Source organism: Nitrospira sp., from assembly GCA_005116745.1.
Taxonomy (GTDB): domain Bacteria; phylum Nitrospirota; class Nitrospiria; order Nitrospirales; family Nitrospiraceae; genus Nitrospira_D.
Window position 1 is genome coordinate 908,429 of record SWDS01000006.1, and the last position, 26,185, is coordinate 934,613.

Here is a 26,185-nt window from a genome sequence, read left to right on the forward strand (position 1 = left end):
CCGATCTTGCCCTGTTCTCAAAATTTGTTGTGTCGATGAGTGAGCTATGCAGCTGACCATTCTTGGGTCCGGGACCAATGTGCACCCGAGCCGTGCCGCCGCCGGCTATCTGGTGCGCACGGATCACGATATTCTGCTGGATTTTGGTCCGCGCACCTTGATGAATCTCATCAAAACCGGCGTGGATCGAAATCAGATCACCCACATTCTGATCTCCCATTTTCACGCGGACCATTTTTCAGATTTCATCACTTTTTTCTTCGACGCGGTGATCTTCACCAAGTATCAGGGCGGGAAACGGCCGCCGCTCACCATCATCGGTCCGCCGGGGACAAAAAGTCTCTTCAAGGTTCTGTTCGCGACGCTCCCAGGCTTTAGCCGCGCACCGTTCGGCGTGACGTTGAAGGAAGTCCATGATCGGCCATTCTGGATCGGGAAGACGAAGATTCTCCCACAACGAGTCATCCACAGTCCCCGTTTGCACTGTTTGGGCTACAGACTTGAATATGACGGGAAAGCACTGGCGTATTCAGGAGACTCGCAATATTGCCGCAGTCTGGTTCGACTCTGCGGAGATGCAGATCTTGCTGTTCTGGATTGTTCGTTCCCAGCTAATCGACCAGGCCCTGTGCATTTGCATGCCGGACAATGTGGCCAGGTCGCTCAGGAGGCCTCCGTCGGCCAGCTCGTACTATCCCATTTCTATCCCATTGCGGATCGGTATGATGTAAAAGCGCAAGCGGGGGAACAGTATGGAGGGAAGATCTGGAAGGGAAAGGATGGGATGACGATACGGCTTTAGCAGGCGATCCACAACGCAAATGATAGAGCCGTCTCAACTTCATAGCCGTTCTTGTGGTGCCTGTGAATCCCTGCAGGCAAAGGGGAGTTGAACAAAGCCAGCACTGAAGGAGCATGTCATGCCGGATGCGGAATGGACCGATGTTGGAAGCGTTGAAGAACTGAAACAGAAGCCGCTGCAGGCAATCTCTTTCAGTAAGACAACCATCGCCCTGACGTACAAGGATGGTGCATTTGCCGCGATCTCCGGAGTCTGCAATCACGCAGGTGGTCCGTTGGGGGAAGGTCAGCTCGCCGGCGACTATGTCGTTTGTCCCTGGCATTACTGGAAGTTCCACCACAAAACTGGTCAGGGCGAAGCAGGGTACGAACAAGATCAGGTACCTGCCTACACGATCAAGATTGAGAATGGCCGTGTGTATATCGATTTGTCATCCGCGACAAAGCGCAAGAAGCAGGCTCACAAACCGCACCCTTTGGCCAGACCAGTCGTCCGCCAGGCAGGACCGATCCGGGTTGTGGGGATCTCGACCACGGCGATGACGCGTGACCATCCGCGCTTCAGCGGATCGGATGCATTGCTTGAAGCGGCGTTAGACCATGCGCGGCGCAAGCTACAACTTGAGACCCAGTACATCAAGTTGCGGGATCTGAACTTTCGCCCATGCGAGGGCTACTATTCCAAATCGGCGAAGGCCTGTACCTGGCCCTGTTCGATCACGCAACTGGACCCGACGGATCAGCTCGACCGCGTGTATGAAGCGATCGTCCATTGGGCCGATGTGATTTTGATCGCCACGCCGATTCGTTGGGGTAACGCCAGCAGCCTGTATTACAAAATGGTTGAGCGGATGAACTGTATTCAAAACCAGGAGACGATCGCGAACAAGCACCTGCTCAAGAATAAAGTGGCGGCATTCATCATTATGGGCGGCCAAGACAATGTCCAAGGCGTAGCCGGACAGCTCATGACATTTTTTGCCGAAGTCGGCTGCCAGTTTCCACAGTTCCCGTTCATCGCCCATTCGAGAGGTTGGAGCGCCGAGGACATGGAGCGAAATGTGGTCGAAGTGCAGAACAGTCGAGAGCTGCGTGAGGGAGCGCAGGAGCTTGTGGCCCGTGCTGTGGATATGGCCGAGTTGATGGTCGCCGGTCAACTACCTGAGCACCCGCTTGCCCGGGGTGGGCGCAAGGCGCATCAGCTTGACAGTGAGCCGACTGGGTAACGAGGAGGCATTATGATGCCAGAGCCAAGGGCAAGTGGACGGGACGTCTCTCAGGACAATCTGTTTCGCGCGCTGCTTCGCCTGCACAAGGCCTTGTTGGACGACGAACGAGTGGCCTATGAGCGTGTGCATGGACGGATTCCCTCCAATGGTGCGTTTTTGCAGCTGGTGTTGAACGATGCCTGGTTCGCCTGGTTGCGTCCGCTTTCCCAATCAATCGCCAAGCTTGATGAACTCAGCGAATCGAATGACCCCGCATCCCGCGAGGCAATCCCACCTCTGCTGGCGTCTGTGCAGACCCTTATGATGCCAACGGAAGAGGGTGAGGGATTCAGCCGGCAGTATCACGATGCGCTGCAACGAAGCCCCGATGTGGTGCTGGCGCACGCAGCGGTCAGAGCATTACTGATGCAGTCTATTCCTAAGAAGGGGGGAGTCAGATGAAGGCCCATTATCTTGGCCATGTCGTGTTCTATGTAAAGGATTTGCAACGATCGCTTGGTTTCTATCGAGACCTGCTGGGATTCAAGGAAGTCGGGCGGATCTTCAATGGAGCCGCAGCTGCACTGACATCTGGTCGCACACATCATGAGCTATTGTTGATTCAAGTTGGCGATGCGCCGGGACCGCCGACAGGACGGCATCGAGGGCTCTATCATATCGGGATCAAAGTCGGCGACAGTCTTGACGAGCTGCGCCAGGTGAAACGAGAGCTGGACGGGACCGGGATCCCGATCGATGGCATGAGCGATCATACCGTCAGCCAGAGCCTTTATCTGAAAGATCCAGACGGGAACGAAGTTGAACTCTATGTTGACGCAGACGAGTCAGTATGGAAAAACGATCCAGCGGCGGTTGTGTCCCCGATTAAACCGCTGTATCTATGATCCTGATATCTTTCTCAGCAACGGACGAGAAGTCGCTGAACCTCATCGCCGCTGCCGATGTGGAGGGAACAACGATCTGGGCAAGAGATGGATTGGGCCTGATTTTGAAAGGCCTTTGGCTGTCAGGGAATCCATCAAAAGTCATCGGTGTAGCGCCGGAGGGTAGCATCAGGCTGATGCGTTCGATGAGTGAAGAGCACGAAAGCTTCATCGCCGATTATCATTCAAAGAGGTGCAAAATGATTCGTGTCATTGTGATGTCACTGTTCTTTGGCCTGTTGTCATTGGGAAGCGGCGTGGATGGTCGGGCCGCCGATGCCGACGGCAGCCGACTCACGATCGTGAGCCCGATGCAGGGCGAAGTGATCAGAGGGGATTCCGTCGAAGTGAGGTACAAGCTGTCGAAGGGCGCTCAGGCCACGCACGTCCATTGTTACCTGGACGGGGCGTATCAAAGAGGGTTCAAAGGCATGCTCAAGGGGCTTACGCGCGGCGCGCATGAGATCAAGCTTGTGACGGCGAGCCATGATCACGACGCATTGAGCGCCGAAGCGGTCGTTACGATCGAGGTGGAATGAGGTAAAAAGGGTAGCAGTGATTGGGGTCGGGCGGATGCGCGTTGTGCTCGTTTAACTTGTCCGTTTTCTTTCCATGGACTGCCGGTACTGAACCACGTAGTCCAGAATGCGGTCCTTTGGTACCCCGAACCAGGCCAAGGCATGCCGGATCAATGTCGCCGATGCCTCGACTTCTGGCTGAATAACTTCAGTCGCGCCAAGTGCACCGAGTCGTTCCGCTTCCGCGAGTCCATGCGCCCGGGCTAAAATCTGGACTTTTGGATTGAGGTCGCGCATGCGACCCACCGTTAATGCAGCGGGCTCAATTTCAGGCAGTGCCACGATGATCAGCGACGCGTCCGCCGCTCCGGCCTTCACGAGTAGTTCGCGATGCGAGGCATCGCCATATAGACAGGCTGTGCCTCGGCTCTGTAGCCGGCGAACGATGTCCGGATCCCGATCGATGACCACATACGGAAGATTGAAGCTCTCTAACGCTTTCCCGAGGGAGCTGCCGACCCGTCCAAATCCGCACAGGACGACATGGTGCCGGAGCGGTTCGCCTTCCAGTGGCCAATGCGCTGTCTCGTGCGGAGTATGGTCGAGACGCCGCTGGACGAACCAGCCGGGCACATACCTCACAAGAGCCGCATTCATGAGAATCGTGATGACAGAAGCCGCAAGCGTCGCATTGTATACTTCCTCGCCGATATGGCCGGCCGCTTTGGCGACCTGCACAAGGACAAACGAAAATTCGCCGATCTGAGTGAGGCCGATTCCTGCCAAGAATGCCGTGGTCCAAGAGTAGCCGAACAATCGCACGACGGCCGTCCAAATCACGAACATCCCGCCCACGATCAAGCCAACCATTGTGACAAGCAGGGACAGGTTATCGATGATCACGCGCGGGTCAATCAAAATACCGATGGTCACGAAGAAGAGCGCGACGAAGGCATCACGGAGCGAGAGCAACCGGGCCAAGGTCTCGTGGCCATACCCAGATGCGCTGATAATGAGGCCAGCTAGGAAGGCCCCCAAAGCGAGGGAGAGTCCGATCATCTGCGTGACGGCGGCGGTCCCAAGGCTGATTGCCAGGGTGACGAGCAGGAACAGTTCCTGGTTCTGGGTTCTGGCGACGTGTGTCATGATCGGCGGAATGACTTTCGTGCCCAAGTATCCCACCGGCACGAGAATCAAGAGCGCTTTTGCCAAGGCTTGACCGATCACGAGCAATCGTCCCGAGTCGAACTCTCCGAGAGCAGGCATGAGCACCGTCATGGCTACGACGGCCACGTCTTCGACCAAAGCGATGCCGATCATCACTCGTCCGTGCTTTGTACGAAGTTCGCCTCGATCAACAAGCATGCGGGCGAGTACCATGGTGCTCGCTATGGAAATGACCGCTCCGATCACGATACTTTGGGTCATAGACCACCCGATCAGGCTCCCCGTCACGACTGCCAATCCGATGGCCATGAGGATCCCCAGCGGTCCGCCGGCGAGAGCGACCCATTTGACGCCCATCAGGTCCTTCACGGAAAACTCAAGTCCGATCGAAAACATCAAGAGAATGACGCCGATCTCCGCAAAGAGATCGAACGTGTGAGATCCCGAGATAATAGGTCCCGGGGTAAACGGACCGATGGCGATCCCGCCTAGCACGTAGCCAAGGATCAATGGCTGCCCGGCAAGTCGAGCGAGTACGCCACCTGCGACAGCCGCAAGGAATACAATGGCAAGATCTTGAAAGAATACGGGATCAGGCTGCACGTAACGCCTCTTAAGCACACGCTCTTCGCGATTGACCTGCCGTGGCCCGACCGGTAGCAAGGCGACAAGACCGGGGGACCAAACTATCATAGACGAGGCGAATAATGCCGCCACCACGGGACGTGCGAAACTCTATGACGAAAGGATATACTCAGCCGCGCGATCTCATCTCAACCATCTCGGAGGGAGGAGTGCTCATGGGACAACCACGCATTGCCGCAAAAGAGCCGTCAGTGATTTCGCTGGAGCCGGGTACCTATTACTGGTGCTCCTGTGGGCGATCGAGGGACCAACCGTTTTGTGATGGGTCACACGAAGGGACTGGGTTTGAACCGGTTGAGTTCACCGTAGATGCAAAGAAAGACGTTGCGTTGTGCCAGTGCAAGCACACGAAGACTCCGCCGTTCTGTGATGGGACGCACCAGACGCTCTGACGACGTTGAGAGCTTCATAGACACAGCGTGCGTGTCTGCCATGAGCGCTTGAGCCATTGCCTGTGGATGGTTCATACTGCCAGGCTATGGATAGGCAGGGCATTTCTCCCTGTGAGGATCTCGCGGAGCGCTACCAGGCGCTCCTCGAGGTCGCGCAGGCGATCTCCGCACAGCGTGACCTCGATCAACTGTTTCGCGATCTCGCCCATCGACTCCCTCGGGTCGTGCAGGTGAATTTTGTCGACCTCTCTCTCTATGACCCCATCAAGAAACTGATGCGGCTGCATACCATTCAAGCGAATGTGCCGGCGGATCTCGTGGGAGGCCATGAGGTCCCAATCGAGGACTGCCCTGCCGGTTTGGTCTGGCAGCAACAACAGCCCCTCCTCGTGCCCAAGTTGGCGGAGGAGTCTCGATGGCCAACGGTAATCGGTCATATGAAGGAGGATGGGACAGAGTCGTTTTGCTTTGTTCCTCTGACCACGGCGAGAGGGCAGTTGGGCGCCATGGGATTTATGAGCTTGCAACAAGCGTCGTACAGCGGCTCGGATATCGAGTTCCTGCAACAAGTGGCTCAACAGGTCGCGGTCGCCGTTGAAAATGCCCTGGCCTTTCAGCAGATTGCTGAACTCAAAGACAAGCTAGCGAAAGAGAAGCTCTACCTTGAAGAAGAGCTTCGGTTCGAACATGGATTTGACGATATCATCGGGGACAGTGCGGCCTTGAGGAATGTGCTGAAGGAAGTCGAAGTCGTGGCCCCAACCGATTCGACCGTCTTGATTCAAGGGGAAACGGGGACCGGTAAGGAACTCATTGCCCGGGCCATCCATCGACTGAGCGGTCGAAGCGAGCGCACGTTCATCAAGCTGAACTGTGCGGCGATCCCAACCGGGTTGTTGGAGAGCGAGCTCTTCGGGCATGAACGAGGCGCGTTCACCGGGGCCATTTCCCAGAAGGCTGGCCGGTTCGAGCTGGCCGATAAGGGCACGATCTTCTTGGACGAAGTAGGCGAGATTCCGCTGGAACTGCAATCCAAGCTGCTGCGCGTGCTACAGGAACAGGAATTCGAGCGATTGGGCAGCACGAAAACGATCCGAGTCAACGTGCGTTTGATCGCTGCAACCAATAGAGATCTGAAGCGATTGGTAGAGGTCAATCAGTTTCGAAGCGACTTGTATTACCGATTGAATGTCTTCCCAATCACTGCGCCACCGTTGCGTGAACGCCGCGAAGATATTCCCATCTTGGTTCGCTATTTCACGCAGCACTATGCCGTTCGGATGAAGAAGAATATCCAGACGGTTCCCGCCCAGACTCTCGATGTACTCTCCCGGTATGCCTGGCCGGGGAATATTCGTGAACTGGAGAATCTCGTGGAACGTTCCGTCATTCTCACGCAAGGGACGGATTTGCAAGTGCCGATGAGTGAACTGCAGGCACATGATCGTCCTCCATCCACCTCACTCTCAACTCTTGAAGAAATCGAGCGCGAACAAATCTTGCGCACCTTGCGCGAGGCCAAGTGGGTCATTGGTGGGCCATTAGGGGCCGCAACCAGGTTAGGGCTGAAGCGAACAACCCTCCAGTCCAAGATGCAGAAGCTCGGTATTTCTCGCCATCTGGAGTGACGATCCGCCTCGTCACCTGACGAACCGTCGGCGCATCGGCTTTCGCACATCACCGCCGTTCGAGGCTATCTCATTCCGAAGTCACCCGCGCGCTCTGTCAATTCATAGTGTTCTCAGAGTGGCCCGCTTGTCCCTCGATGTGGAATGTTCTTTGCTGTTGATTCGGGCAGCATCACACGAAGCAGGAGGAGGTGAAACTATGAGCAACGCGATCTTGTGGGTTTATGGTACGGGATCCTCGTAACCTTACCGCCTGTCGTCACAAGGATGTTGATCAAGCATGCAATGGCGAGGGCTGTGGCACGTCATCGCGTGCCCCCATCCATGAAGCGTAGTGAGGAGGTGCGATATGGGATTCTTCAAGACAGATAATTCCTGGGCTGGCCTCATTCTGCGAGTTGGACTTGGGGTCGTGCTTTTTGCCCACGGCGCGCAGAAGCTCTTCGGTTGGTTTGGTGGAAATGGCTTCGATGGGACGATGGGATTCTTCACGCAGAACATGGGGTTGCCGTGGCTCGTGGCCTTTCTCGTCATCATCGGAGAGTCCTTCGGCAGCCTGGGATTGATCGCCGGATTCTTCACCCGGTTCACGGCGGCGAGTTTTATCGTGATCATGATCGGCGCGATCGCCACGGTGCATTGGCCACAGGGGTTTTTCATGAACTGGGTTGGACAGCAGCAGGGAGAGGGTTTCGAATATCACCTGCTGGTCATTGCCATGAGCGCTGCACTCGTCCTCGTCGGTGGAGGAAAGTGGGCATTGGATGGTGTCATTGCTCGTTGGCTTGAGAGAGGTGAAGGAGCTTCAGAACAGTCGGTGAGGAGAGTAACGTGACCGCAGTGACTGAATGGAGGGCTTCATGTGGAGCGGCACCGGCGAGTTCTTAGAGCTTGGAAATGGAGAACAGGTTGTGAATGGAATGGTGAAAGGAGTCCTCATCTCCCGTCATAAAGATGGCGGTAAGATGGTCGTCCACTCATCTAAGCTGACGTGTCCTGTGCGAGTGACTCTCAACCGAAACAAAGATTCTCAGGCGATTGAAGGGCTGTGCACGATGGTGGCGCATGAAGGCAAGGACGTTGGATATGGTCACTGGAAGTGTGCCGGCAACTTGAAAGAATGTACGGGCGATTTCACCTTTACGGGAGGTCTGGGTGGTTTGACGGGTATGTCAGGAACCACCCCTTTCCAGACCAGTATCATCTTTGAACTGCAGGAAGGGAAAAACGGTCAAGCAATCGGGTATGCGGTTTGGCCGAACCTGACCTATACATTGCCTTAGCAGATTCAGTCATGCTGCGGCACGCGCCGATCATTCGGCAGCGTGCCGCAGGACCGGCAGATCACCATACAATCCTTCCATCAAGCAGTCTCCTCCAGCGAAGCATTCTCGCAATTATTCCATCTACTTAGATAGAGCCAGCCTTTCAAGTCGCTATTGGCATACATGTTGCGCATCCTAATACGTGAACCCTTAAACAAGGGAGGTTGATCGTGGCAACCACAGCATTATCCCAGAAGAATTTGAAAGGCCGGGAGAACCTCGCCGGTTCGATCCGTTGTCCCAGATGCATGGGGCTGATGGTGGTAGAAGAGTCGTTCGATTCCATTACCGATGAAGGCCAGGCCGGTTCTCTGGTCAGGCGTTGTGTGCAATGTGGGGAGGTCGTCGATCCGGTTATTCTCCAGAATCGGCAGTTGCAGCTCGGAACTGACGTGGGTCGAACCTACGAGGGAAGATTGCTGTGAGGGTGAGTTCATGTTGAAGATCACCCCTCAGCGAGATGCGGCGCGGTCGAGCGTTTCCCTCCTCGTCGAGGGTCGCTTAGCCGGTCCTTGGGTACAGGAGCTCAATGCCTATTGCCGTAAGATATCCGAGGACCACGAACGTTGTACGGTGGTCGACTTGACCGGTGTGACGTTCATCGATGCCGACGGCAAGGCGCTCTTGGCCAGTTTGTGGCGGCAGGGGGCTGAACTGTGGGCGTCCGGCTGTTTGACGAAGTGTGTCGTTGAAGGGATCACAAGGCTGGATCGATGTGAGCCCTCAAAGAAGAATTGTGACACACGTACATTGAGGGTGACGGAAGATGAATTCTGAAGTGGGGGTGTGGTTGCTGGTAATGGCGCGAAGTCTTGTCAGCCGCGGGCTTGCTCCCGTTGTGTTTTCCTGGGTAGAATGTAACGTTTGTCTTCCTGAGGAATCGTACGTGAGGATTACTATATAAGGTGGTGGCATGCTGAAGGATCATCTGTCTGTGCAATCTGTCGTGGTGTGCTTTGCCATTGTGGGGCTAGGGTTATCGGCTGCCTGCAAACAGGAGGCCGGTTCCATGCCCGCGCCGCCGGTTGCCCAAGTAGAAGTCGTCACGGTTCAGACTCAAGTTGTTCCCGATGAACCGGAGTTTATCGGTCGAGCGGAGGCATCCCGTCCGGTTGAGATCCGGTCGCAAGTCACGGGAATTTTGATGGCGGTGCTTTATCCTGAAGGCCGCGACGTGAAAAAAGGCGAGCGGCTGTATCAGATCGATCCCATTCCGTTTACGGCCGCTGCAGCCAGTGCCAAGGCTAAAATTGCCCAGGCCCAAGCTCGTGTCGTCCAAGCCAATCAGGACCTCGCGCGGGTGAAACCGTTGCTGGCAGAGCAGGCGGTCAGTCAAAAGGATGTCGATGATGCCATCGCGCAAGAGTTGTCCGCCAATGCGGCGCTGGAAGGAGCGCGGGCTGACCTCATCAAAGCCCAGTTCGATTTGGACAACACGCTCATCACCGCCCCGATCAGCGGAATTATCGAGCGCAGTCGGTATTATGAAGGACGGTTGGTTTTGGCTCAAACCGATCTCTTGACCACGATCCATCGAGTTGACCCCATGTATGTGGTGGTGAACGTGCCGGAGACGTTCATTCTGAAACGGCGACGAGACATTGAAGCGAAGCGCATTACTCATCCGGGAGATTATCAATTGCGAGGACGGTTGACACTCATGGATGGGACGGTCTATCCCCAGGAAGGCGTGCTCGATCTCTTCGAACCTGGGTTGCGGGCCGAAACCAGCACACGCCAAACGCGGACCACCTTTCCGAATCCCAATCGGATCATTCTCCCTGGACAATTTGTGAAAGTCCGATTCACGGGTGACACGAAAACGAACGCGATTCTCATTCCGCAGCGAGCGGTGTTACAAGGCCCACAGGGACCGTTTGTCTTCGTGGTCAATCGTGAGGATAAGGTCGAGATCCGAGACGTCGTGGCATCGGATTGGAAAGGGGATCATTGGCTTATCGATCACGGCCTGAATGCCGGCGATCGGGTGGTCGTCAATGGGATCATGCAGATCGGTCCTGGGGCACCGGTGACTGCGGTGCCTTGGGTTGCCGCCAAGACGGAGCCTTCTCCTACCCATCCGCAGTAAGGATCAACTGTGATTTCGAATATATTTATTGACCGGCCAATTTTTGCTTCGGTGGTGTCGATTGTTGTGGTTGTGATGGGATTGCTGGCCATGCAGTTCCTGCCAATCGCGCAGTTTCCTGAAATCACTCCACCGGTGGTCCAGATCGATGCCGATTATCCTGGCGCCAGCGCCGAAGTGGCGGCGGAAGCTGTCGCACGTCCGATCGAGGTGACCCTGCCGGGTATCGACAATCTGCTGTACTACGAATCGACCAGTAGTAACGACGGACACGTCACGATCAAGTTGACGTTCGAGATCGGAACGAATCCGGATATTGCACAAGTTCAGACGCAGAATCGGGAAAAACTGGCTGAACCGCAGCTGCCCCCGGAGGTCGTCCGACAGGGCGTCTCGGTCAAAAAGATGTCCCCCGATCTTATGTTGGTGGTGGCGCTCAAGTCGACCGACCCTCGGCACGATGCCGTCTTTCTCTCCAACTATGCCACGCTTCGGATCGTTGATGACCTGAAGCGCGTCAAGGGTGTCGGGGATGCCCTGGTGTTTGGCCAGCAAAATTACAGCATGCGGATCATCCTGAATCCACTGCTGATGGCTAAGCTGGATCTCACGCCGAGTGATATCACGGCCATCATCCGCGACCAGAATCGGGATTATCCAGCGGGGACGATTGGGCGTGAACCGGCTCCCAAGGGGACGGAGCTCACGATCCCGATCACCACCAAGGGCCGCTTGACCGAGGTCAAGGAGTTTGAAGAGCTGATTGTGCGCGCCCTTCCTGATGGTTCGACGGTGCGGCTCAAGGATGTCGCGCGCATTGAATTGGGAGCCCAGTCCTATGGGTTGGAAGGTCGATGGAACAGCAAACCGACGACCTTCATTCTCACGTTCTTGTCTCCTGGCGCGAATGCCCTTGATACCGTACGGCGTGTGCGGGCTCGAATGGATGAACTGGCTAAGAGTTTCCCCCCTAGTGTCTCCTATGACACCCCGTATGAACCCACTCGGTTCATCGAAATCTCGATCGAAGAAGTCATCAAGACCTTGGCGGAGGCCATGGTGCTGGTCGTCTTCGTCGTCTATCTGTTTCTTCAGACTTGGCGCGCCACCATCATTCCGACCGTTGCCGTTCCTGTCTCGCTGATCGGAACCTTCGCCGGTCTCTATGTCCTTGGTTTCTCCATCAATACGATCACCCTCTTTGGGATGGTCTTGGCGATCGGGATCGTGGTAGACGACGCGATTGTCGTGGTGGAAAACGTCGAACGGCATATGCGGGAAGGCCGTCTCACGGCGAAAGAGGCAGCTAAGCGGGCGATGAGCGAAGTGACCGAGCCGATCATTGCGATTGTGTTGGTTCTCGTAGCCGTCTTTGCCCCCGTCGGCTTTATCGGTGGGATTACCGGGGCTCTCTATAAACAATTTGCCGCGACGATCGCCATTTCCGTGACGGTCTCGGGGTTTGTCGCACTGACTCTGAGCCCTGCGCTCTGCGGGGTGGTTCTGACCTCTCACCAGGGGAGACGGAGCGGGTTTTGGGATTGGTTCGATCGCCTGTTTAATCGGACTCAGCAGGGCTATACACGTGTCACAGGTGCGCTGCTTGTGAGGCCGATTCGCGTCATGGCGGTATTTGTCCTGTTGCTGATTGCTTCGATCGGACTGTTTGAGAAGCTGCCCAAGAGTTTTCTGCCTGAGGAAGACCAAGGCTATTTCATCGTGATCGCGCAACTTCCCGATGGGGCGTCCTACCAGCGGACAGTCGCGGTGCTCGAGCGAGTCGAGCGATATTTCCAGACCATTCCGGCCGTCCACTCCACGGATGCCCTGACTGGGCAGAATTTCGTCTTCGGGACGAGAGGACCAAACTCAGCGACCATGTTTGTCCCGTTACACCTGTGGGAGAAACGCCCTGAACCGCAGTACCATGTGAAGGCGATGGTTGGTGCGGCGTATGGAGAGTTTGCGAAGATTCCTGAAGCCCTGCTCCTTGCCTTCAATGCACCGGCTATTCGCGGAGTTGGCGTTTCCGGTGGGTTCTCAGCGCAACTCCAAGATCCCAGTAACGGCGATTTCAAGAAGTTCGCTATGGTAGCACAGCAATTCGTCGAACGTGCACAAAAGGAGCCGGCGATCGGACGGGTCGGAACCAATTTCCGCGTCTCTTCACCGAGACTCTATGCCAATGTGAATCGGGAGCGAGCGAAAGCGCTGGGTGTGCCCATTTCGGATATTTTTGATACGCTCCAGGCGTACTTTGGGAATTTCTATATCAATGATTTCATCAAGTCCGGTCGTGTCTATCATGTGCAGACCGAAGCCGAAGCTGAGTTTCGGGCGACACCGCAGAACCTGTCGAACATCTATGTGAGAGCCGTGAACGCACGGGGGGTCAACATGATCCCGCTCGATACGGTGGTGACGGCGGAGTATCAGAGCGGCCCGGACCCCGTCAACCACTTCAACGGGTACAACACGGCATTGCTCATGGGCGCGGCAACGCCGGGCTTCAGCTCAGGACAAGCCTTGGAGGCCCTGGAACGAGTGGCGAAAGAGGTGCTGGTTCCTCAGGGATATGCGATTGATTGGAGCAACATTTCTTTCCAAGAGCGACGGGCTGCGGGGCAATCCAATCAGGTCTTTATCATCGGATTGTTAATGGTCTTCCTGGTGTTGGCGGCCCAGTTTGAGAGTTGGGTCGTGCCGTTTGCGGTGATTTTGGCCGTTCCATTCGGGGTCTTCGGTGCGTTGACGGCGGTATGGCTTCGTGGGTTTGAGAACGATCTCTACTTCCAGATCGGATTGGTGACGTTGATCGGCTTGTCGGCGAAGAATGCGATTCTGATCGTCGAGTTTGCGAACACCCGATACGAGGCAGGGCGCCCTCTCATTGAGGCAGTCCTCGAGGCAGCACGGCTGCGGTTCCGACCAATTATCATGACGTCAATGGCGTTCATTTTTGGGATGTTCCCGTTAGTCATCGCCAGTGGCGCAGGAGCGGCAAGCCGGCAGGCGATTGGCACCGGTGTATTGGGTGGAATGTTGGGAGCGACCTTCCTCGCCATCTTTTTTGTTCCCCTATTCTATGTCTTGATTCGTCAGTGGACTCAAGGTAAAGCTCATACCGGTGCCGTCGCGACCCAGCTGACTGAGTCACCATCATCAGAGGGGAAGGTCTAACGTGCGTACGATTGCGATTATCGGACTGTCATTGCTGCTCTTGTCCTGTTCGATGGGGCCGGATTACAAACGACCCCCAACTGATGGAGACGATCGCTTCCGAATGGCCGACGGTTCTTCTGAACTGCCGTCCTTGGCAAACTTGCCTTGGTGGGACCTCCTCCGCGATGAACAGCTTCAACAGCTCATTCGGATGGCGCTTGCGGAAAATCATGATCTTCAGCGAGCAGTTGCAACTGTCGAAGAATTTAGAGCCAGAGCGCTCGTCGCGCGATCAGATTACCTTCCTGGTATCTCGTTGTCCTCCAGCCTCCCGGTCGGCCGAAAGGCAAACTTCCTCTTCCCTGGGTTTGCCAGCCCCTTCAACTATTATCTGTTGGGCAACCTCGCCTGGGAGGTCGATCTCTGGGGACGGATCAGACGGACCAACGAGGCTGCGCGTGCCGATCTATTATCGAAAGAAGAGAACCGCCGTGCCGTGACCGTTCAATTGGTCAGTGCTGTTGCGGAAGCCTATTTCAATCTGCTCCAGTTTGATCTCCAGCTTGATGTTGCGAAGCGGACCTTGCAGTCGTGGGAAGAATCGGTCCGCATCGCGCAGGCTCGCTTGCGTCAAGGCATGACCTCAAAACTCGATGCGGATCAGTTTGAGGCGGAGCGCGCCAATGCTGCGGCTCGCACGGCGGAGCTTGAACGGCAGATGATCCAAGCTGAGAATCACTTGAGCGTCTTGTTGGGACGGAAGCCCTTTAGCATCGCGCGCGGTCGTGCATTGGATGAACAGATTGTGCCTCCCACTGTTCCTGCTGGTTTGCCTTCCGAGTTACTGCAGAGGCGGCCTGACATATTGGTTGCAGAGCAACAGTTGGCTGCCGCCACGGCTCGTATCGGTGCCGCAAAAGCCGATCGATTTCCGAAAATCACATTGACTGGCTTACTAGGTGTGGCGCACCCCACGCTCTCCTTGCTGTTTACCGATCCCTCTTCATTCGGCGTGTTCAGCGCTGCGATCGCGACGCCGTTGCTCAACGCACAAGTGTTGGGCTTTCAACAAGAAGCCGTCGAGGCACAACACAAGCAAGCGCTGGCGCAGTACCAGCAAACCGTCTTGACGGCCTTTCGTGAGGTGGAAGACGCACTGGTCTCCGTGCGTACGGCTCGTGTGCAGGGTGAGGCGCAGCAACAGCAGGTTGCTGCGTTACAGTCGGCACTCAAGCTGGCGGAATTACGGTATAAGGGTGGGCTCGCGAACTATCTCGATGTCTTGGTTGCCAGAAGGAGTCTGTTCGAGGCGGAGCTGGCACTGACCAGCACACGCCGGTTGCTGCTGGCCTCGACCGTGCAGTTGTACAAAGCGCTTGGCGGCGGGTGGACCCCTGAGCCGCCATCAGCGGAGGAGAAGAAAGGATAGAGCCTGTGGATCAGCAGGGACATGCCCAATTCCCCATTCATGAGTTGCTCGCCCGCCGTTGGAGCCCTCGCGCATTTGATGAACGGCTGGTGGAGGCCGATACACTGCGGACGCTGTTCGAGGCGGCCCGCTGGGCGCCATCATCTAACAACGAACAGCCGTGGCGGTTTATCGTGGCGACCAAAGATCATGAAACGGAGTGGAATCGACTGGTCGCGTGTTTGGTGGAAGGCAACCGCACATGGGCTGCGCGAGCCCCGGTGTTAGTGCTTTCCGTGGCCAGTATGTCCTTCGAGATGACTGGCAAGCCGAACCGGCATGCCTTTCACGATACAGGATTGGCGACGGAGAACCTTATCTTGCAGGCAGCAGCCTGTGGATTGATGGCTCGTCAGATGGCGGGGTTTGATATGGAGAAGGCGCGGGCTGATCTTGGCATTCCGTCAGGCTGCGAGCCGGTTGCAATGATTGCGATTGGCTATCCAGGCGATCCGGATAGTCTGCCCGAACGGCTGCGGGAACGTGAATTACAACCACGGAGCCGCCGACCGATCGGAGAATGGACATTTTGGGGGCAGTGGGGAACCCGAATTCCATAGCCCGGTTCTGGTGTAAGAAGAGGAGTTCAGCCAATGAAAGAGTTGAGCGGAAAAGTGGCGATTGTGACCGGGGCTTCCAACGGAATCGGTCGAGCCATCGCAGAACGACTGGCGGAAGATGGCGCGATCGTCGTGGTCAACTATTCGAAGAGTTCAGAAAAAGCTCAACAGGTGGTCGTGGGGATTCAGGGCAAGGGGGGCAAGGCACTCGCGGTCCAAACCGACATGAGCCAGGTGGCGGAGGCTCGCCGTCTTGTGATCGACACCGTAAAACAATTCAATAGGCTGGATATTCTTGTGAATAATGCGGGCAAGTTCATGCCGAAGCCACTCGATGACACGACGGAAGAGGAGTTCGATAGTGTCATAGCCCTGAATGCCAAGGGGCCGTACTTTGCCATGCAGGAAGCCGCGAAGGTGCTCAAAGATGGGGGACGGATTGTGAATATCTCGACCGGTGGGACCCATCTCCACTTTCCCGGCGCCACGGCCTATCTTGGGAGCAAGGCGGCGCTTGAGCAATATACCAAGGGGCTGGCGCAAGAACTGGCTTCGAAGGGGGTCACGGTGAATACCGTCTCGCCCGGCTTTACCGAAACGGGCATGATGACGGACGAGTATCGGCAGATCGGGATTCAGCTGACGCCGATGAAACGACTCGGTGTCCCCAAAGATATTGCTGACGTCGTGGCGTTCATCGTCAGTGAAGAGGCGCGGTGGCTGACAGGGCAGACGATCCAGGTCGGCGGCGGTATCGTCATGTAGGTGAATCGGGATATCCAATCAGATCCCGCTGAAGCGATGTACCTCGTAAGTTCTGATTCAACGAACCATCTCTCAAAAATCGATCCGGTCATGCGCCGGTTGATCGGGGAAATTGGTCCTTGCTCCCTGAGGCCGAACGTTCGCCGCTCGCCGTTCGAATCACTTGCCCGAGCGATTGCCTATCAGCAGCTTCATGGCAAAGCGGCCGAGAGTATCCTCAAACGGTTCATCGCGCTCTTTCCTGGACGGCGATTCCCTCGCCCCGAGGACCTCTTGGCGATGAAGGTGAGCGCCATCAGGAACGCCGGATTTTCGCGACCCAAAATCTTGGCGCTTCGTGATCTGGCCACAAAAACACTTGATGGGACGGTCCCGACAAACCGCATGATGAAGCGATTGGAAGATGAGGCCATTATCGAGCAGCTGATCAAAGTGCGAGGCATTGGGCGATGGACGGTCGAGATGATGTTGATCTTTCAGTTGGGGCGTCCGGATGTGTTGCCGGTCGACGATTTTGGTGTGCGGAATGGATTCCGGATCGCCTATGGTCGTCGTCTCCTGCCGACTGCACGCATTATGTTACGATACGGAGAGCGATGGAAACCGTATCGGACTATTGCATCCTGGTATCTCTGGCGAGCTGCTGATCGGGAAAAGCAGAGACAAAAGTAATCTGATGGCAGACCAAAACAAACGACTCGATTCCAACGCTCAGGGTAACTTCTACGTGGATGCCACGTGTATCAATTGTGACACCTGTCGTCAGTTGGCACCGCTGTGTTTCGAGGAGATCGGTGACTATTCCGCAGTCCATAACCAGCCGCAGGATGATATGCAAGCGCATCAGGCTTATCAGGCATTGCTTGCGTGTCCGGTTGGGTCAATCGGCACAGAGCACAGCGACAGGGTGCAGCTCCAAGCGGCGATGGCGAGCTTCCCACTACTCGTTGAAGACGGTGTGAGTTATTGCGGCTTTAATTCGGAGAAGTCGTTCGGCGCCAACAGTTTTTTCATTGAGCATCCTGACGGGAATTGGCTGATCGATTCCCCGCGGTATCTCAAACATCTCGTTGATGTCTTTGCGCAGCGAGGAGGCATCGCCCACATCTTTTTGACCCACAAAGACGATGTGGCCGATGCGGATAAGTATGCCGCACATTTTGGCGCCAAGCGGATCATCCATCGAGCCGATGTGGATGCCGCACCCACTGCAGAACAGGTCATTGCTGGGGAAGAGCCGGTCTCTGTGGGATCGGAGTTCCAGATCATTCCTGTGCCAGGCCATACAGCCGGGAGTATGGCGCTGCTCTATCGGGAGCGATTTCTCTTCACCGGCGATCATCTTTGGTGGGATTCACATACGCAGTCGTTGGAAGCCCCCACTCGCTTGATTTGGAGAAAATGGACCATGTTGGACTCTCTTCGTAAACTTCTCGACTACTCGTTCGAATGGGTGCTCGCGGGGCATGGCGATCGGGTGCATCTTTCCTCGATAGACCTGCAAAGACATCTGCTGGCATTGGTTGAGCGTCGTGAAAAAGGCAGATCATTGCGCTAGCGATGCTCACACTCGTCGCACAATGGATCGATCGGAACATTCTCTCGCTTGGCCGTGAAATGCGGTTGTCCTATCTGCCGCCGCTCATGGTCTATGTGGCGTACGGGATTTCTGGCCTCACCGGAATCGTCGGGACCTTCTTCGTCAAGGACTATCTTGGCCTTTCCGCGTCATTCCTTGCCGCGCTTGGATTCTGGGCCGGGATTCCCTGGGCTCTGAAGATGCCGATCGGGCATACCGTCGATCTTCTCTGGCGATGGAAGAGCTGGCTCGTTGGGGTGGGGGCCGGGCTGCTGACAATCAGTCTGGGCATCATGGCCCTGTTGATCGGCGATCGCGAGGCGATGACCGCCATCTGGCCGGCGGAAGTCTGGTATGTCCTCAGCGTGCTGCTGGCTCCTGTTGGGTATGTGATTCAAGACGCCGTTGCTGATGCGATGACGGTGGAAGCCGTGCCGCGAGTCGACGATCAGGGCGGGTCTTTCGATGACCAGACTCGCAAGCTCATGCATACAACCATGCAGACGCTCGGGCGTGTTGCGATTGTTGGGGGCGGTATCGCGGTTGCGCTGGTGAATGTCTATGTCTTCAGCGGAACCGAGGGATTGCCGCAGGCCGACCTCGTTCAGCTCTACAAACAGATCTATGTGATGGCCATGGCGATTCCCGCGGTGTCAGTGGTGGGAGTCGGGCTGGCGTGGTGGCTGCAGCGTCGACAGACGCAACGACTTGTTCAAGAAGGATTCTCCACGGAACAGGCGCAACAGATGGTGACCGTGCGGGACGCCCAAAGCGAACCGACGAAGCCGAACTGGTGGATCCTCATTGGCAGCATGGCCTTTGTCCTCTTCACTCTCACCGTGGGGCTGGGAGGATTTCCGTATCGCGAAGAGATCGTGTTTGCCGGTTCGATGACCATCGTCCTGTTTTTGATGTCGAGGCTGATGCGGGAACTGGAACCCGACAAACGACTCACGTTGGTCGGCACCGCAGCCGTGGTCTTTTCGTTACGTGCGATTCCAGGGGCCGGCCCAGGCGCGACCTGGTGGATGATCGATCACTTGAAGTTCGATCAACAGTTCCTGTCGGTTCTCTCCCTGATCGGTGGCGTTGTGGCCTTGGTGGGGATGTTTGTGTTTCGGCGATTTATGGCTGAACGATCCATCATGTACGTGGTTGGTTTCTTAACCATCGTTGGGACGATCCTCGCGCTTCCGATTGCGGGTCTCTACTATGGATTACACGAATGGACCGCGAGGCTCAGCGGAGGAGTCGTCGATGCCCGCTTCATTGCATTGGTCGACACGGCACTGGAATCGCCGCTGGTTCAGATTTCCATGATCCCGATGTTGGCCTGGATTGCGAATTCGGCTCCCGCCAATCTGAAGGCCACCTTCTTTGCCGTGATGGCGTCGTTCACCAATCTCGCGCTGTCCTTCAGCCAGCTCGGGACCAAGTATCTCAACGAGATCTTCGTCGTCACACGGGAAGTCCGAGACCAAGCCACCGACACCATTCAGATACCAGCCGACTACAGCCAGCTGGGCGAGCTCTTCATTGTGCAGCTCCTGCTCGGCCTGGCACTTCCCTTTTCCGCCATCCTGTTTGCCAAGCTCACAAAATTCAAGAGCGTGTGAACGCTAGTCGAGCAGCTCTTTTGGAATATTTCCGCCGTTCTCGGCCAGTTTTTTCAGCACCGCTTTGTGTAACCACATATTCATCTGTGCCGAATCGCCCATCTTGTCGGACGGACAGTTCAGCTCTGTAGCGAGCGATTTGCGCGCATTCAAGCTACTATCGATTCCGAGGAGCTTGAGCAAGTCGACAATGGAAGTTTTCCAATTGAGCTTCTCCGCATGCTTCTGCGCGAGGCCTTCCAGCTTGGCCACGACGTTGACTGATGACATGGCAGCCGGTGGTGGAGCCACGGGTTTTGACACAGGTGCGCCTGCAGACGAGGGAGTTGGCGCTGCGGATGTAGGCGGGCTCGCCGATGGTGTTGCCGCATGCGCTGAAGAACCAAGCCCCAGTTTGTCCAGAATCGTACTAAACAGTCCCATGATTACTCCTTCCTGATTGGCATGACGAAGAATGATTCGCCGTGTGAGATGAATCCTAATGATCGCTATGTAGGGTGATGTCTATGGACTGTACTGAGATGGTGTGTCGATGTCAATTGTGGTTTCTGCGAGAGAAGTCTGTTGCAAGTCAGCTGACGAGTAGGAGATTTCGATGGGTCTGTCTTGAGCACGTGGAAGGGTTCACCGCAAACGCATGTTCAGATACAACACGAGCTAGGCCTTGATGGATTGCTTGGCCCAGCTCGTCAAGGCCTCGGGATCTTCGATCACGTCAACGGGTACCTCGTAGAAGGATTTCAGTGTTTGTTTGGCATTCGGACGGAAGGGTTTCATGCCGTGGTCTTTGTAGGACGATGTCGTAATCGCCGTGACTTTGAAGTATAGGTGGCCTTTATGGATGATGCCGAAAAACTTGGCTTTCTGATAGAGCCCGTAGCCACCGAACATGGCGCGACAGGTGAGTCCGCGCAGATCGGCCAACTGATCCACGATGAAGTCTTTAAAGCTGTCGCTCTTCGGCGACATCAGTTATCCAGGCTTCTGAGCCGCAACTATCCGTACTGCGATCGGCAATGCGATGGTTTTTCCCTTACGATAGTGCTCGGATGTTTGAATGATACGCTGTTTTGCCTCTGTCTGTTGGGCCGCATCCAATTTAGCCCAAAGGTTTTGAATCGGCGCGGCAATATCCATTAGGCTGGAAAAGTAGTCATCTGCGGCCGCGAATCGCACGTCTCCAAGAAATTCTTGCTCGGAGATGTTGGCCAAACCTGCTTGTTCCAACATGCTGGCTAACTCGCCAGGTTTTGCCAAGCGAAAGATTCCAGGAGCTGTCGGATCTGGTGGCGGGAGATCAACGAACTGCTTGATGCCGTCGATGGGTATCTTGAGGTAGAGATTCTTTTCCGGTGCAGACCAGACTGCTGCGGCGATCCAGGTGTCTGGCTTTAACATCCGGGCGATCTCGGCGACAGCCTTGGGAATCTCGGGCAAGAACATCAGGCAGAAGCGGGTGGTTATGGCATCGAAGGAAGCGGCCTCAAAGGGTAATGTCGTGACATCACCAGTTTTGAACGTGATGTTGGAAAGCTTCAGTGAGGCTGCCTTACGCCTGGCGGCTTCTAACATCTGTTCAGCCAAATCGATACCAGTCACGTTGCCAGATGGCCCGACGGTTTGCGCGGCAAGTAGAGCCGGATAGCCCGTGCCTGATCCGAGGTCAAGGACTCGCATGCCCGATCTCAGGCGAGCATCGGCCACGAGTCGATGGTTCAGGAACGCCATCTGCTCGTCGAAGAAACGATCCCATTTCTCCCAGCCACCGGCCACGCGGTTCCAATCCTGGCGCTGGGTCTCAATGATCTGCTCTGGCGATGGTGATGTCACGACGTTACCTCAGAGTTTGTAAGGTCTGACGCATCTCTTGGAGTTCCGAGGCAAAGAGGTCCAGGTGCTGATCCCGCTGCGGCTGATCATCCTTGAATTTCCATAGCCGCTTGAAGATCGTCCCGAGTTCTTTGTTGTGTGTGACGGCCAGTGCATAGGCCGGCTGCTCTCTCACCGATTTCTCGACACTGCAGATACTGTTGTCGATGGCATGGAACTGATTGTGAAGGTCGTCGAATGGTTGATCGACCCCTTTGCCACCTTTGGCAGATTTGGCCGTGGCTTCCGCCATAGTCGTCAGATTGATCAAGGTTTCGACTCCCGTTGTTCCCTTTGCTTTCGCCGTAAAGTCCTTCGCGTGTGGGTAAAACAGGTAGCTACACCCGCTGGTGCTCAATAGGAGAAGTAGTGTAATGGGTAGGACTGTTTTTAAGCCCATAAGTCCTCCTTGGTCAAAACTTGAATGCGAAAGGTGGAGGCCTCCCTGGCGCCTGAGGGTGCACAGGGAGGTCTGCTGACTGTGCCTAGCGATTGCTAGACTGCGACCGTGACGGTCTTGACCGCAGCCTGTACTGCAGACACCATCTCCGGTGGGATCGTGTCCAACTTATGACATTGCTTGGCGTGAGTCGCCACGAGCTGCATCAGTTCCGCTTCCGTCTCCGCGCGCACTTGGAATCCGCAGCCGCCCGACGGCTGTACATCTAAACATCCGAGCTGTTTGTACTGTTTGTCTGCCATGGTCTCCTCCTCTTGTTGGGGTTGGTTGGTGACGACAGTTACATGGAGTAGAAGAACTCCTCCTTCATGATCTTTCCGTCTTGCACTGTGTAGAGACCGGTCTCGTCCAGAGTTATACGCTTCCCGGTCTGTTTCGGGGTGACGTCATACTTGAAATGCAGGATAAAACGGTCGCCGTTCGGATAGGGCCCTTCGACGGTCCCTCCGTGAACTTCATGGTTCTCGACCCACCACTGGTTCTTTCCCTTGATGGCCTGAAGTCCTCTCTGGATTTGATCCATGCCTGGCATCGCACAGGTTTCAACACTCTCGATATTCGGTGAATAAAAACGGTCGATCGCTTCTTGATTTTTCCCCTGTCTACAGAGTGCGGCGATTTCCTTTGCGATGTCCATGGTCGTCATAGCAAGATCCTCCGTATCTTGGCCAATTCTTGATCAACTGTCTGATCGTAGATGATTTAGACTGAGCAGATCAACCCTCGATAAACTCCGGTTTCCCCTCCGGAAACGTACGTGCGAACTTGTCGGGACTGCTTCTACAATTCTGTGGTCAGATCCAGAGACATGAATGCGGAGTGGGACTTTGTTGCAGTCGCTCGGTTTACTGCGCTGATGTAGGAATGTCGGTACTATTCGCAATCAATGGAGGAGGGGAAGAGCATTTAGTGATACCGCTCTCCCTTAAATGAAATGTTCTAAAAAATGGAGCGAGACTGCTGATTTGAAAAGCGCAGAGGACACACCTTACCCCTTGCGTCCTATTGTTCGACAAGGAGGAAAGACTATACGATCAGGCTGTCTGATCGTGTGGGCTTGGCCAGAGCGATAGCGCTACTCCCACAACCAGGTAGACGATCGCCACAACAATTGCCCCTAAGTTGAGGTCGTACCAAGCGGTCATCCCAAGGAACAGCTCATTCAGAAGAAGCGCAAGAACTAACATCACAAACCCAGTCCAATTAATGAAAGTCATACCCATGGATGGTCTCCTTTCCGGTGATGGTCTTTGCCCCGCGTTCGATGAACGCGTCAATAAATTGACCCTTCATGTTGGGTCGGAACGCTACCGCACGCTCAAGACGAAGTCCTAGACATTGAAAAGTTATGGCGGTGTACGACATCATGCCTCCTGACAACGTGGTCCTCCCCACAGTGAGAGCCACACTCCAAAACCAAGGTACAGGATAGCCGGAACAATCAGCGCGAAGTTGGAGTTGTACCACACATTCAAGTAGACGACCTCATTCAGGAACAGAGCAAAAAGCAACATCAAAGCTCCGATAATGTTGAACCATTGAAAAGCCACGAATGACCTCCTGTTCATGTTGCTGGTTTGCGATCAACGATTGAGGAATCGAACCATCTTGGCTCATAAACTGGCGCTAATTCTACGTCACCAAAGGCACGAAAAGCTACGATGAAAATGATGGAACTCCCCCTGAGGCGTCTTCTGATCGGTGAGTATTGTCAGCCATGTGGTGGTACTCAGCATAGGACAAGACTGTAAAGTGATGAGGATTATCGCCCACTTAGATATGGATGCGTTCTTTGCCGCGATTGAAGAGCGAGATACTCCGGCGTTTCGAGGGATGCCGCTTGTCGTTGGCGCAGATCCGAAGGGCGGGAACGGGCGCGGGGTTGCCTCTACGGCGAACTATCTGGCGCGTGCGTACGGAATTTACTCGGCGACGCCAATCTCCACTGCGTGGCGCCTATCTGAAGCCGCCCGTCTGGCGGGGAAACCGCCGGTGATCTTTGTCTCGGTCGATATGCATAAGTATGCACGGGTTTCAGAGGACGTGATGCGGATCGTACGGCGCTTCCTTCCTCTGGTGGAGCAGGCCAGTATCGATGAATCGTATGGGGATGTGAGCTTTACGGAATCCTATGAAGCAGCGGAATCATTATGTCTTCGACTAAAGAACGCGATCCACGCAGAAGAACGGCTGACAGCTTCAGTCGGGATCGGGCCCAATAAGCTGATCGCGAAGATCGCGTCAGGATGGCGGAAACCTGACGGACTCACGGTCGTCCGCGAGGAAGAGGCTGAGACGTTTCTGGCTCCACTCTCGATCCGAGTCATCCCTGGTATCGGACCTAAAACAGAAAGCATGCTGAATGCAAAACATATCAAGACGGTTACGGATCTGAGAGCGCTGACCGTCCATCAACTCGAAGCCTTGCTGGGGAAACGAGGGGTGGATTTTTACGAAAAGATTCGAGGACGGGATGATTCACCGGTTGAGGAATATTCGGAACCACAATCCATCGGTGAGCAGGAGACCTTTGACTCCGATACGCTCGACAGTCAAAGGCTAGTCACTCTGCTAGATGTGCTGGTTCACGGTGTGGTCGATCGGCTGCATCACGAAGGATTTCATTCGTTTCGGACCGTCGTGCTCACCGTCAGGTTTGCTGATTTTAAGACCACATCTCGGGCGCATACCTTGGCTGCACCGACCGACAATGTGGCGATGCTGCAGCGGGAGGGCCTGAAGCTGCTGCTGCCGTTTCTCGATCGGCGAGAAAACCCTCACCGAAAACTGATCCGTCTGCTCGGTCTGCGAGTGGAGAAGTTGAGCTGACAGGATTAGGGTTGGTCGGTCCGCTCCTTATCGTGCGCGACTGATTCCGCTTGATGATTATGGGAGGCAATGTCCCTGCGGCCTACCTTTTGGTGAAGGAGAGACCTTCCTGCCATGTATGCTTTTATATTCACCATTTAATTATACTTACAATCAACTAGTTATCGTAATTATACTTCGGAATGATGAATCCATATCCCTTCGTTGTTTCATTTCGATACGTTTCCAAGACAAGAGGTTTGAAGTGGATTCATTGGCAATCCATGAGCGCATGTAAGAATGCTCTTAGGTACGGCACTTGCTCAAAGTTCCTGTAGTCTCGTTTGTTTGATCGTTGGAGGCATCATGAATGTTGGAACCAAGGAGATCATCCGTAAATCGCCTATATCCCGTGTGGGTAATCTGAACGCCGACGTTGCGATGGTCGGTGCCCACAAAGACGTGGAGGTTTCATTCCCTTCGCGACGACGAGAGGAGCGGGTGAACGAACAAAAGGTGTGTGCCTATAGCTTATGCGAATCGCTTGATGGACAGCGAGTGACCATCCAGCAGGGCGAGGTCTACTGCATCAATAGGAGTGAGCATGGGATCCTTGTGTTGATGGGGGGGCGGCCTCGGAAACAGCAACTGCTGGAACTTCATGTTGCTGAAACTCGATGGGAATATTCCCTGAGTTTGTATGAAGTCCAATGGATGAAACCTGTACTGGTTGAGTCTCACGGCGAACTGTTTCTCGTGGGGTGTCGTCTGGTATTTGGAGCTTCTCGATATTGGGCGTTTTGACTGCGACTCAAGAACAGTGTCTGCTTTCTTGTCAGCTCGCCCAGACAAGACCCTTCTAGTTCCTAGTATCCTGTCTCTGAAGTTCGCATCATGACTTCCAGCTGCCAACTGGTTGATTTGCGGCGACTTGGTACACCGGATTTCTTTGACGAATTTTTGAGTCAGGACACTAGGATGCTCTTCCCTGGGCAATTCGTTTGGAACAGCGTATTTTGTGAGCGGGTAGGGCTTATGAAGCTGTTGGATCAATCTTAATAGTTGGCAAGCCCTGTCTTTCCCATACGATCCCTTTCCTGCCATCTTCTGGTTTCTCGAAATAGTTGATCAATCTTTCCTGCGCAGGATTATGAATACTGATTGATTGCTCGCCGGTATGG

The 26,185-nt window shown here is 55.0% G+C and carries 30 protein-coding genes; 21 read left to right on the forward strand and 9 right to left on the reverse strand.

Going from position 1 to position 26,185, the window contains the following annotated elements:
* Positions 1–46 precede the first annotated feature (46 nt).
* The 5 genes from E8D52_10125 (at position 47) to E8D52_10145 (ending at position 3,492) form a co-directional block, all read left to right on the forward strand.
* Positions 47–802 carry an MBL fold metallo-hydrolase gene (locus tag E8D52_10125; GenBank protein ID TKB69307.1) on the forward strand — a complete coding sequence of 252 codons (756 nt, stop codon included), beginning with the start codon at positions 47–49 and terminating at the stop codon, positions 800–802.
* Positions 803–920: 118 nt separating this feature from the next.
* Positions 921–2,027, forward strand: a complete 1,107-nt coding sequence (locus E8D52_10130; GenBank protein TKB69308.1) for a (2Fe-2S)-binding protein — start codon at positions 921–923, stop codon at positions 2,025–2,027.
* A gap of 15 nt (positions 2,028–2,042) precedes the next feature.
* The gene (locus E8D52_10135) at positions 2,043–2,471 is read left to right on the forward strand and encodes a hypothetical protein (protein ID TKB69471.1); all 429 of its coding nucleotides are present in this window, start codon (positions 2,043–2,045) and stop codon (positions 2,469–2,471) included.
* Positions 2,468–2,914 carry a VOC family protein gene (locus E8D52_10140; GenBank protein ID TKB69309.1) on the forward strand — a complete coding sequence of 149 codons (447 nt, stop codon included), beginning with the start codon at positions 2,468–2,470 and terminating at the stop codon, positions 2,912–2,914. Before E8D52_10135 ends, E8D52_10140 begins: the two co-directional genes overlap by 4 nt.
* Positions 2,915–3,153: 239 nt before the next feature.
* Positions 3,154–3,492: a hypothetical protein gene (locus E8D52_10145; GenBank protein TKB69310.1), complete on the forward strand. Its 339-nt coding sequence runs from the start codon at positions 3,154–3,156 to the stop codon at positions 3,490–3,492.
* A gap of 51 nt (positions 3,493–3,543) precedes the next feature.
* Here E8D52_10145 and E8D52_10150 read toward each other — a convergent pair whose 3' ends face one another.
* A complete protein-coding gene (locus E8D52_10150; GenBank protein TKB69311.1) occupies positions 3,544–5,331 on the reverse strand; it encodes a hypothetical protein in 1,788 nt (595 codons plus the stop codon).
* A 107-nt stretch (positions 5,332–5,438) separates the two neighbouring features.
* On the opposite strand from E8D52_10150, the gene E8D52_10155 reads away from it, so the two are divergent.
* The 14 genes from E8D52_10155 to E8D52_10220 all read left to right on the forward strand — a co-directional run bounded on the left by E8D52_10155 (position 5,439) and on the right by E8D52_10220 (position 19,867).
* Positions 5,439–5,675: a CDGSH iron-sulfur domain-containing protein gene (locus E8D52_10155; protein ID TKB69312.1), complete on the forward strand. Its 237-nt coding sequence runs from the start codon at positions 5,439–5,441 to the stop codon at positions 5,673–5,675.
* 86 nt (positions 5,676–5,761) lie between these two features.
* A complete protein-coding gene (locus E8D52_10160; protein ID TKB69472.1) occupies positions 5,762–7,303 on the forward strand; it encodes a GAF domain-containing protein in 1,542 nt (513 codons plus the stop codon).
* 349 nt (positions 7,304–7,652) lie between these two features.
* Complete coding sequence (locus E8D52_10165) at positions 7,653–8,138, forward strand: DoxX family protein (protein TKB69313.1); 486 nt, start codon at positions 7,653–7,655, stop codon at positions 8,136–8,138.
* Between the two features lie 25 nt (positions 8,139–8,163).
* Entirely contained in the window at positions 8,164–8,586 is a 423-nt protein-coding gene (locus E8D52_10170; GenBank protein TKB69314.1) for a hypothetical protein, read from the forward strand.
* Positions 8,587–8,798: 212 nt separating this feature from the next.
* Positions 8,799–9,053, forward strand: a complete 255-nt coding sequence (locus E8D52_10175; protein ID TKB69315.1) for a hypothetical protein — start codon at positions 8,799–8,801, stop codon at positions 9,051–9,053.
* Positions 9,054–9,063: 10 nt separating this feature from the next.
* On the forward strand, positions 9,064–9,405 hold the full coding sequence (locus E8D52_10180) for a hypothetical protein (GenBank protein ID TKB69316.1): 342 nt from the start codon (positions 9,064–9,066) through the stop codon (positions 9,403–9,405).
* A 136-nt stretch (positions 9,406–9,541) separates the two neighbouring features.
* The gene (locus E8D52_10185) at positions 9,542–10,717 is read left to right on the forward strand and encodes an efflux RND transporter periplasmic adaptor subunit (GenBank protein ID TKB69317.1); all 1,176 of its coding nucleotides are present in this window, start codon (positions 9,542–9,544) and stop codon (positions 10,715–10,717) included.
* Positions 10,718–10,726: 9 nt separating this feature from the next.
* Positions 10,727–13,897: a multidrug efflux RND transporter permease subunit gene (locus E8D52_10190; GenBank protein TKB69318.1), complete on the forward strand. Its 3,171-nt coding sequence runs from the start codon at positions 10,727–10,729 to the stop codon at positions 13,895–13,897.
* Position 13,898: 1 nt separating this feature from the next.
* A complete protein-coding gene (locus tag E8D52_10195) occupies positions 13,899–15,308 on the forward strand; it encodes an efflux transporter outer membrane subunit (protein TKB69319.1) in 1,410 nt (469 codons plus the stop codon).
* A 5-nt stretch (positions 15,309–15,313) separates the two neighbouring features.
* Positions 15,314–15,907, forward strand: coding sequence for a nitroreductase (locus tag E8D52_10200; GenBank protein ID TKB69320.1), 594 nt, complete (start codon positions 15,314–15,316; stop codon positions 15,905–15,907).
* Positions 15,908–15,940: 33 nt separating this feature from the next.
* Positions 15,941–16,672, forward strand: a complete 732-nt coding sequence (locus E8D52_10205; protein ID TKB69321.1) for a glucose 1-dehydrogenase — start codon at positions 15,941–15,943, stop codon at positions 16,670–16,672.
* Between the two features lie 36 nt (positions 16,673–16,708).
* Complete coding sequence (locus E8D52_10210; protein TKB69322.1) at positions 16,709–17,344, forward strand: DNA-3-methyladenine glycosylase 2 family protein; 636 nt, start codon at positions 16,709–16,711, stop codon at positions 17,342–17,344.
* A gap of 4 nt (positions 17,345–17,348) precedes the next feature.
* Positions 17,349–18,230 (forward strand): MBL fold metallo-hydrolase, encoded by an 882-nt coding sequence (locus E8D52_10215; GenBank protein TKB69323.1) that lies wholly within the window; start codon positions 17,349–17,351, stop codon positions 18,228–18,230.
* Positions 18,231–18,232: 2 nt separating this feature from the next.
* The gene (locus E8D52_10220) at positions 18,233–19,867 is read left to right on the forward strand and encodes a folate/biopterin family MFS transporter (GenBank protein ID TKB69324.1); all 1,635 of its coding nucleotides are present in this window, start codon (positions 18,233–18,235) and stop codon (positions 19,865–19,867) included.
* A gap of 3 nt (positions 19,868–19,870) precedes the next feature.
* Here the strand turns inward: E8D52_10220 and E8D52_10225 are convergent, their stop codons facing one another.
* The 8 genes from E8D52_10225 to E8D52_10260 all read right to left on the reverse strand — a co-directional run bounded on the left by E8D52_10225 (position 19,871) and on the right by E8D52_10260 (position 23,746).
* Positions 19,871–20,290, reverse strand: a complete 420-nt coding sequence (locus E8D52_10225) for a DUF3597 domain-containing protein (GenBank protein TKB69325.1) — start codon at positions 20,288–20,290, stop codon at positions 19,871–19,873.
* A gap of 234 nt (positions 20,291–20,524) precedes the next feature.
* The gene (locus E8D52_10230; GenBank protein TKB69326.1) at positions 20,525–20,836 is read right to left on the reverse strand and encodes a TfoX/Sxy family protein; all 312 of its coding nucleotides are present in this window, start codon (positions 20,834–20,836) and stop codon (positions 20,525–20,527) included.
* Positions 20,837–20,839: 3 nt separating this feature from the next.
* The gene (locus tag E8D52_10235) at positions 20,840–21,697 is read right to left on the reverse strand and encodes a class I SAM-dependent methyltransferase (protein TKB69327.1); all 858 of its coding nucleotides are present in this window, start codon (positions 21,695–21,697) and stop codon (positions 20,840–20,842) included.
* A 4-nt stretch (positions 21,698–21,701) separates the two neighbouring features.
* Entirely contained in the window at positions 21,702–22,136 is a 435-nt protein-coding gene (locus tag E8D52_10240; GenBank protein ID TKB69328.1) for a hypothetical protein, read from the reverse strand.
* Positions 22,137–22,231: 95 nt separating this feature from the next.
* Positions 22,232–22,438, reverse strand: a complete 207-nt coding sequence (locus tag E8D52_10245) for a DUF1059 domain-containing protein (GenBank protein ID TKB69329.1) — start codon at positions 22,436–22,438, stop codon at positions 22,232–22,234.
* Between the two features lie 38 nt (positions 22,439–22,476).
* On the reverse strand, positions 22,477–22,842 hold the full coding sequence (locus E8D52_10250; GenBank protein TKB69330.1) for a nuclear transport factor 2 family protein: 366 nt from the start codon (positions 22,840–22,842) through the stop codon (positions 22,477–22,479).
* 388 nt (positions 22,843–23,230) lie between these two features.
* On the reverse strand, positions 23,231–23,419 hold the full coding sequence (locus E8D52_10255; protein ID TKB69331.1) for a hypothetical protein: 189 nt from the start codon (positions 23,417–23,419) through the stop codon (positions 23,231–23,233).
* Between the two features lie 141 nt (positions 23,420–23,560).
* Entirely contained in the window at positions 23,561–23,746 is a 186-nt protein-coding gene (locus E8D52_10260; GenBank protein TKB69332.1) for a hypothetical protein, read from the reverse strand.
* Positions 23,747–23,897: 151 nt separating this feature from the next.
* Between E8D52_10260 and dinB the strand changes: the two genes are divergently transcribed.
* Both dinB and E8D52_10270 read left to right on the forward strand, forming a co-directional pair.
* Positions 23,898–25,025, forward strand: a complete 1,128-nt coding sequence (dinB, locus tag E8D52_10265) for a DNA polymerase IV (GenBank protein ID TKB69333.1) — start codon at positions 23,898–23,900, stop codon at positions 25,023–25,025.
* A gap of 345 nt (positions 25,026–25,370) precedes the next feature.
* Positions 25,371–25,808, forward strand: coding sequence for a hypothetical protein (locus E8D52_10270; GenBank protein TKB69334.1), 438 nt, complete (start codon positions 25,371–25,373; stop codon positions 25,806–25,808).
* The last annotated feature ends 377 nt before the right edge of the window (positions 25,809–26,185 follow it).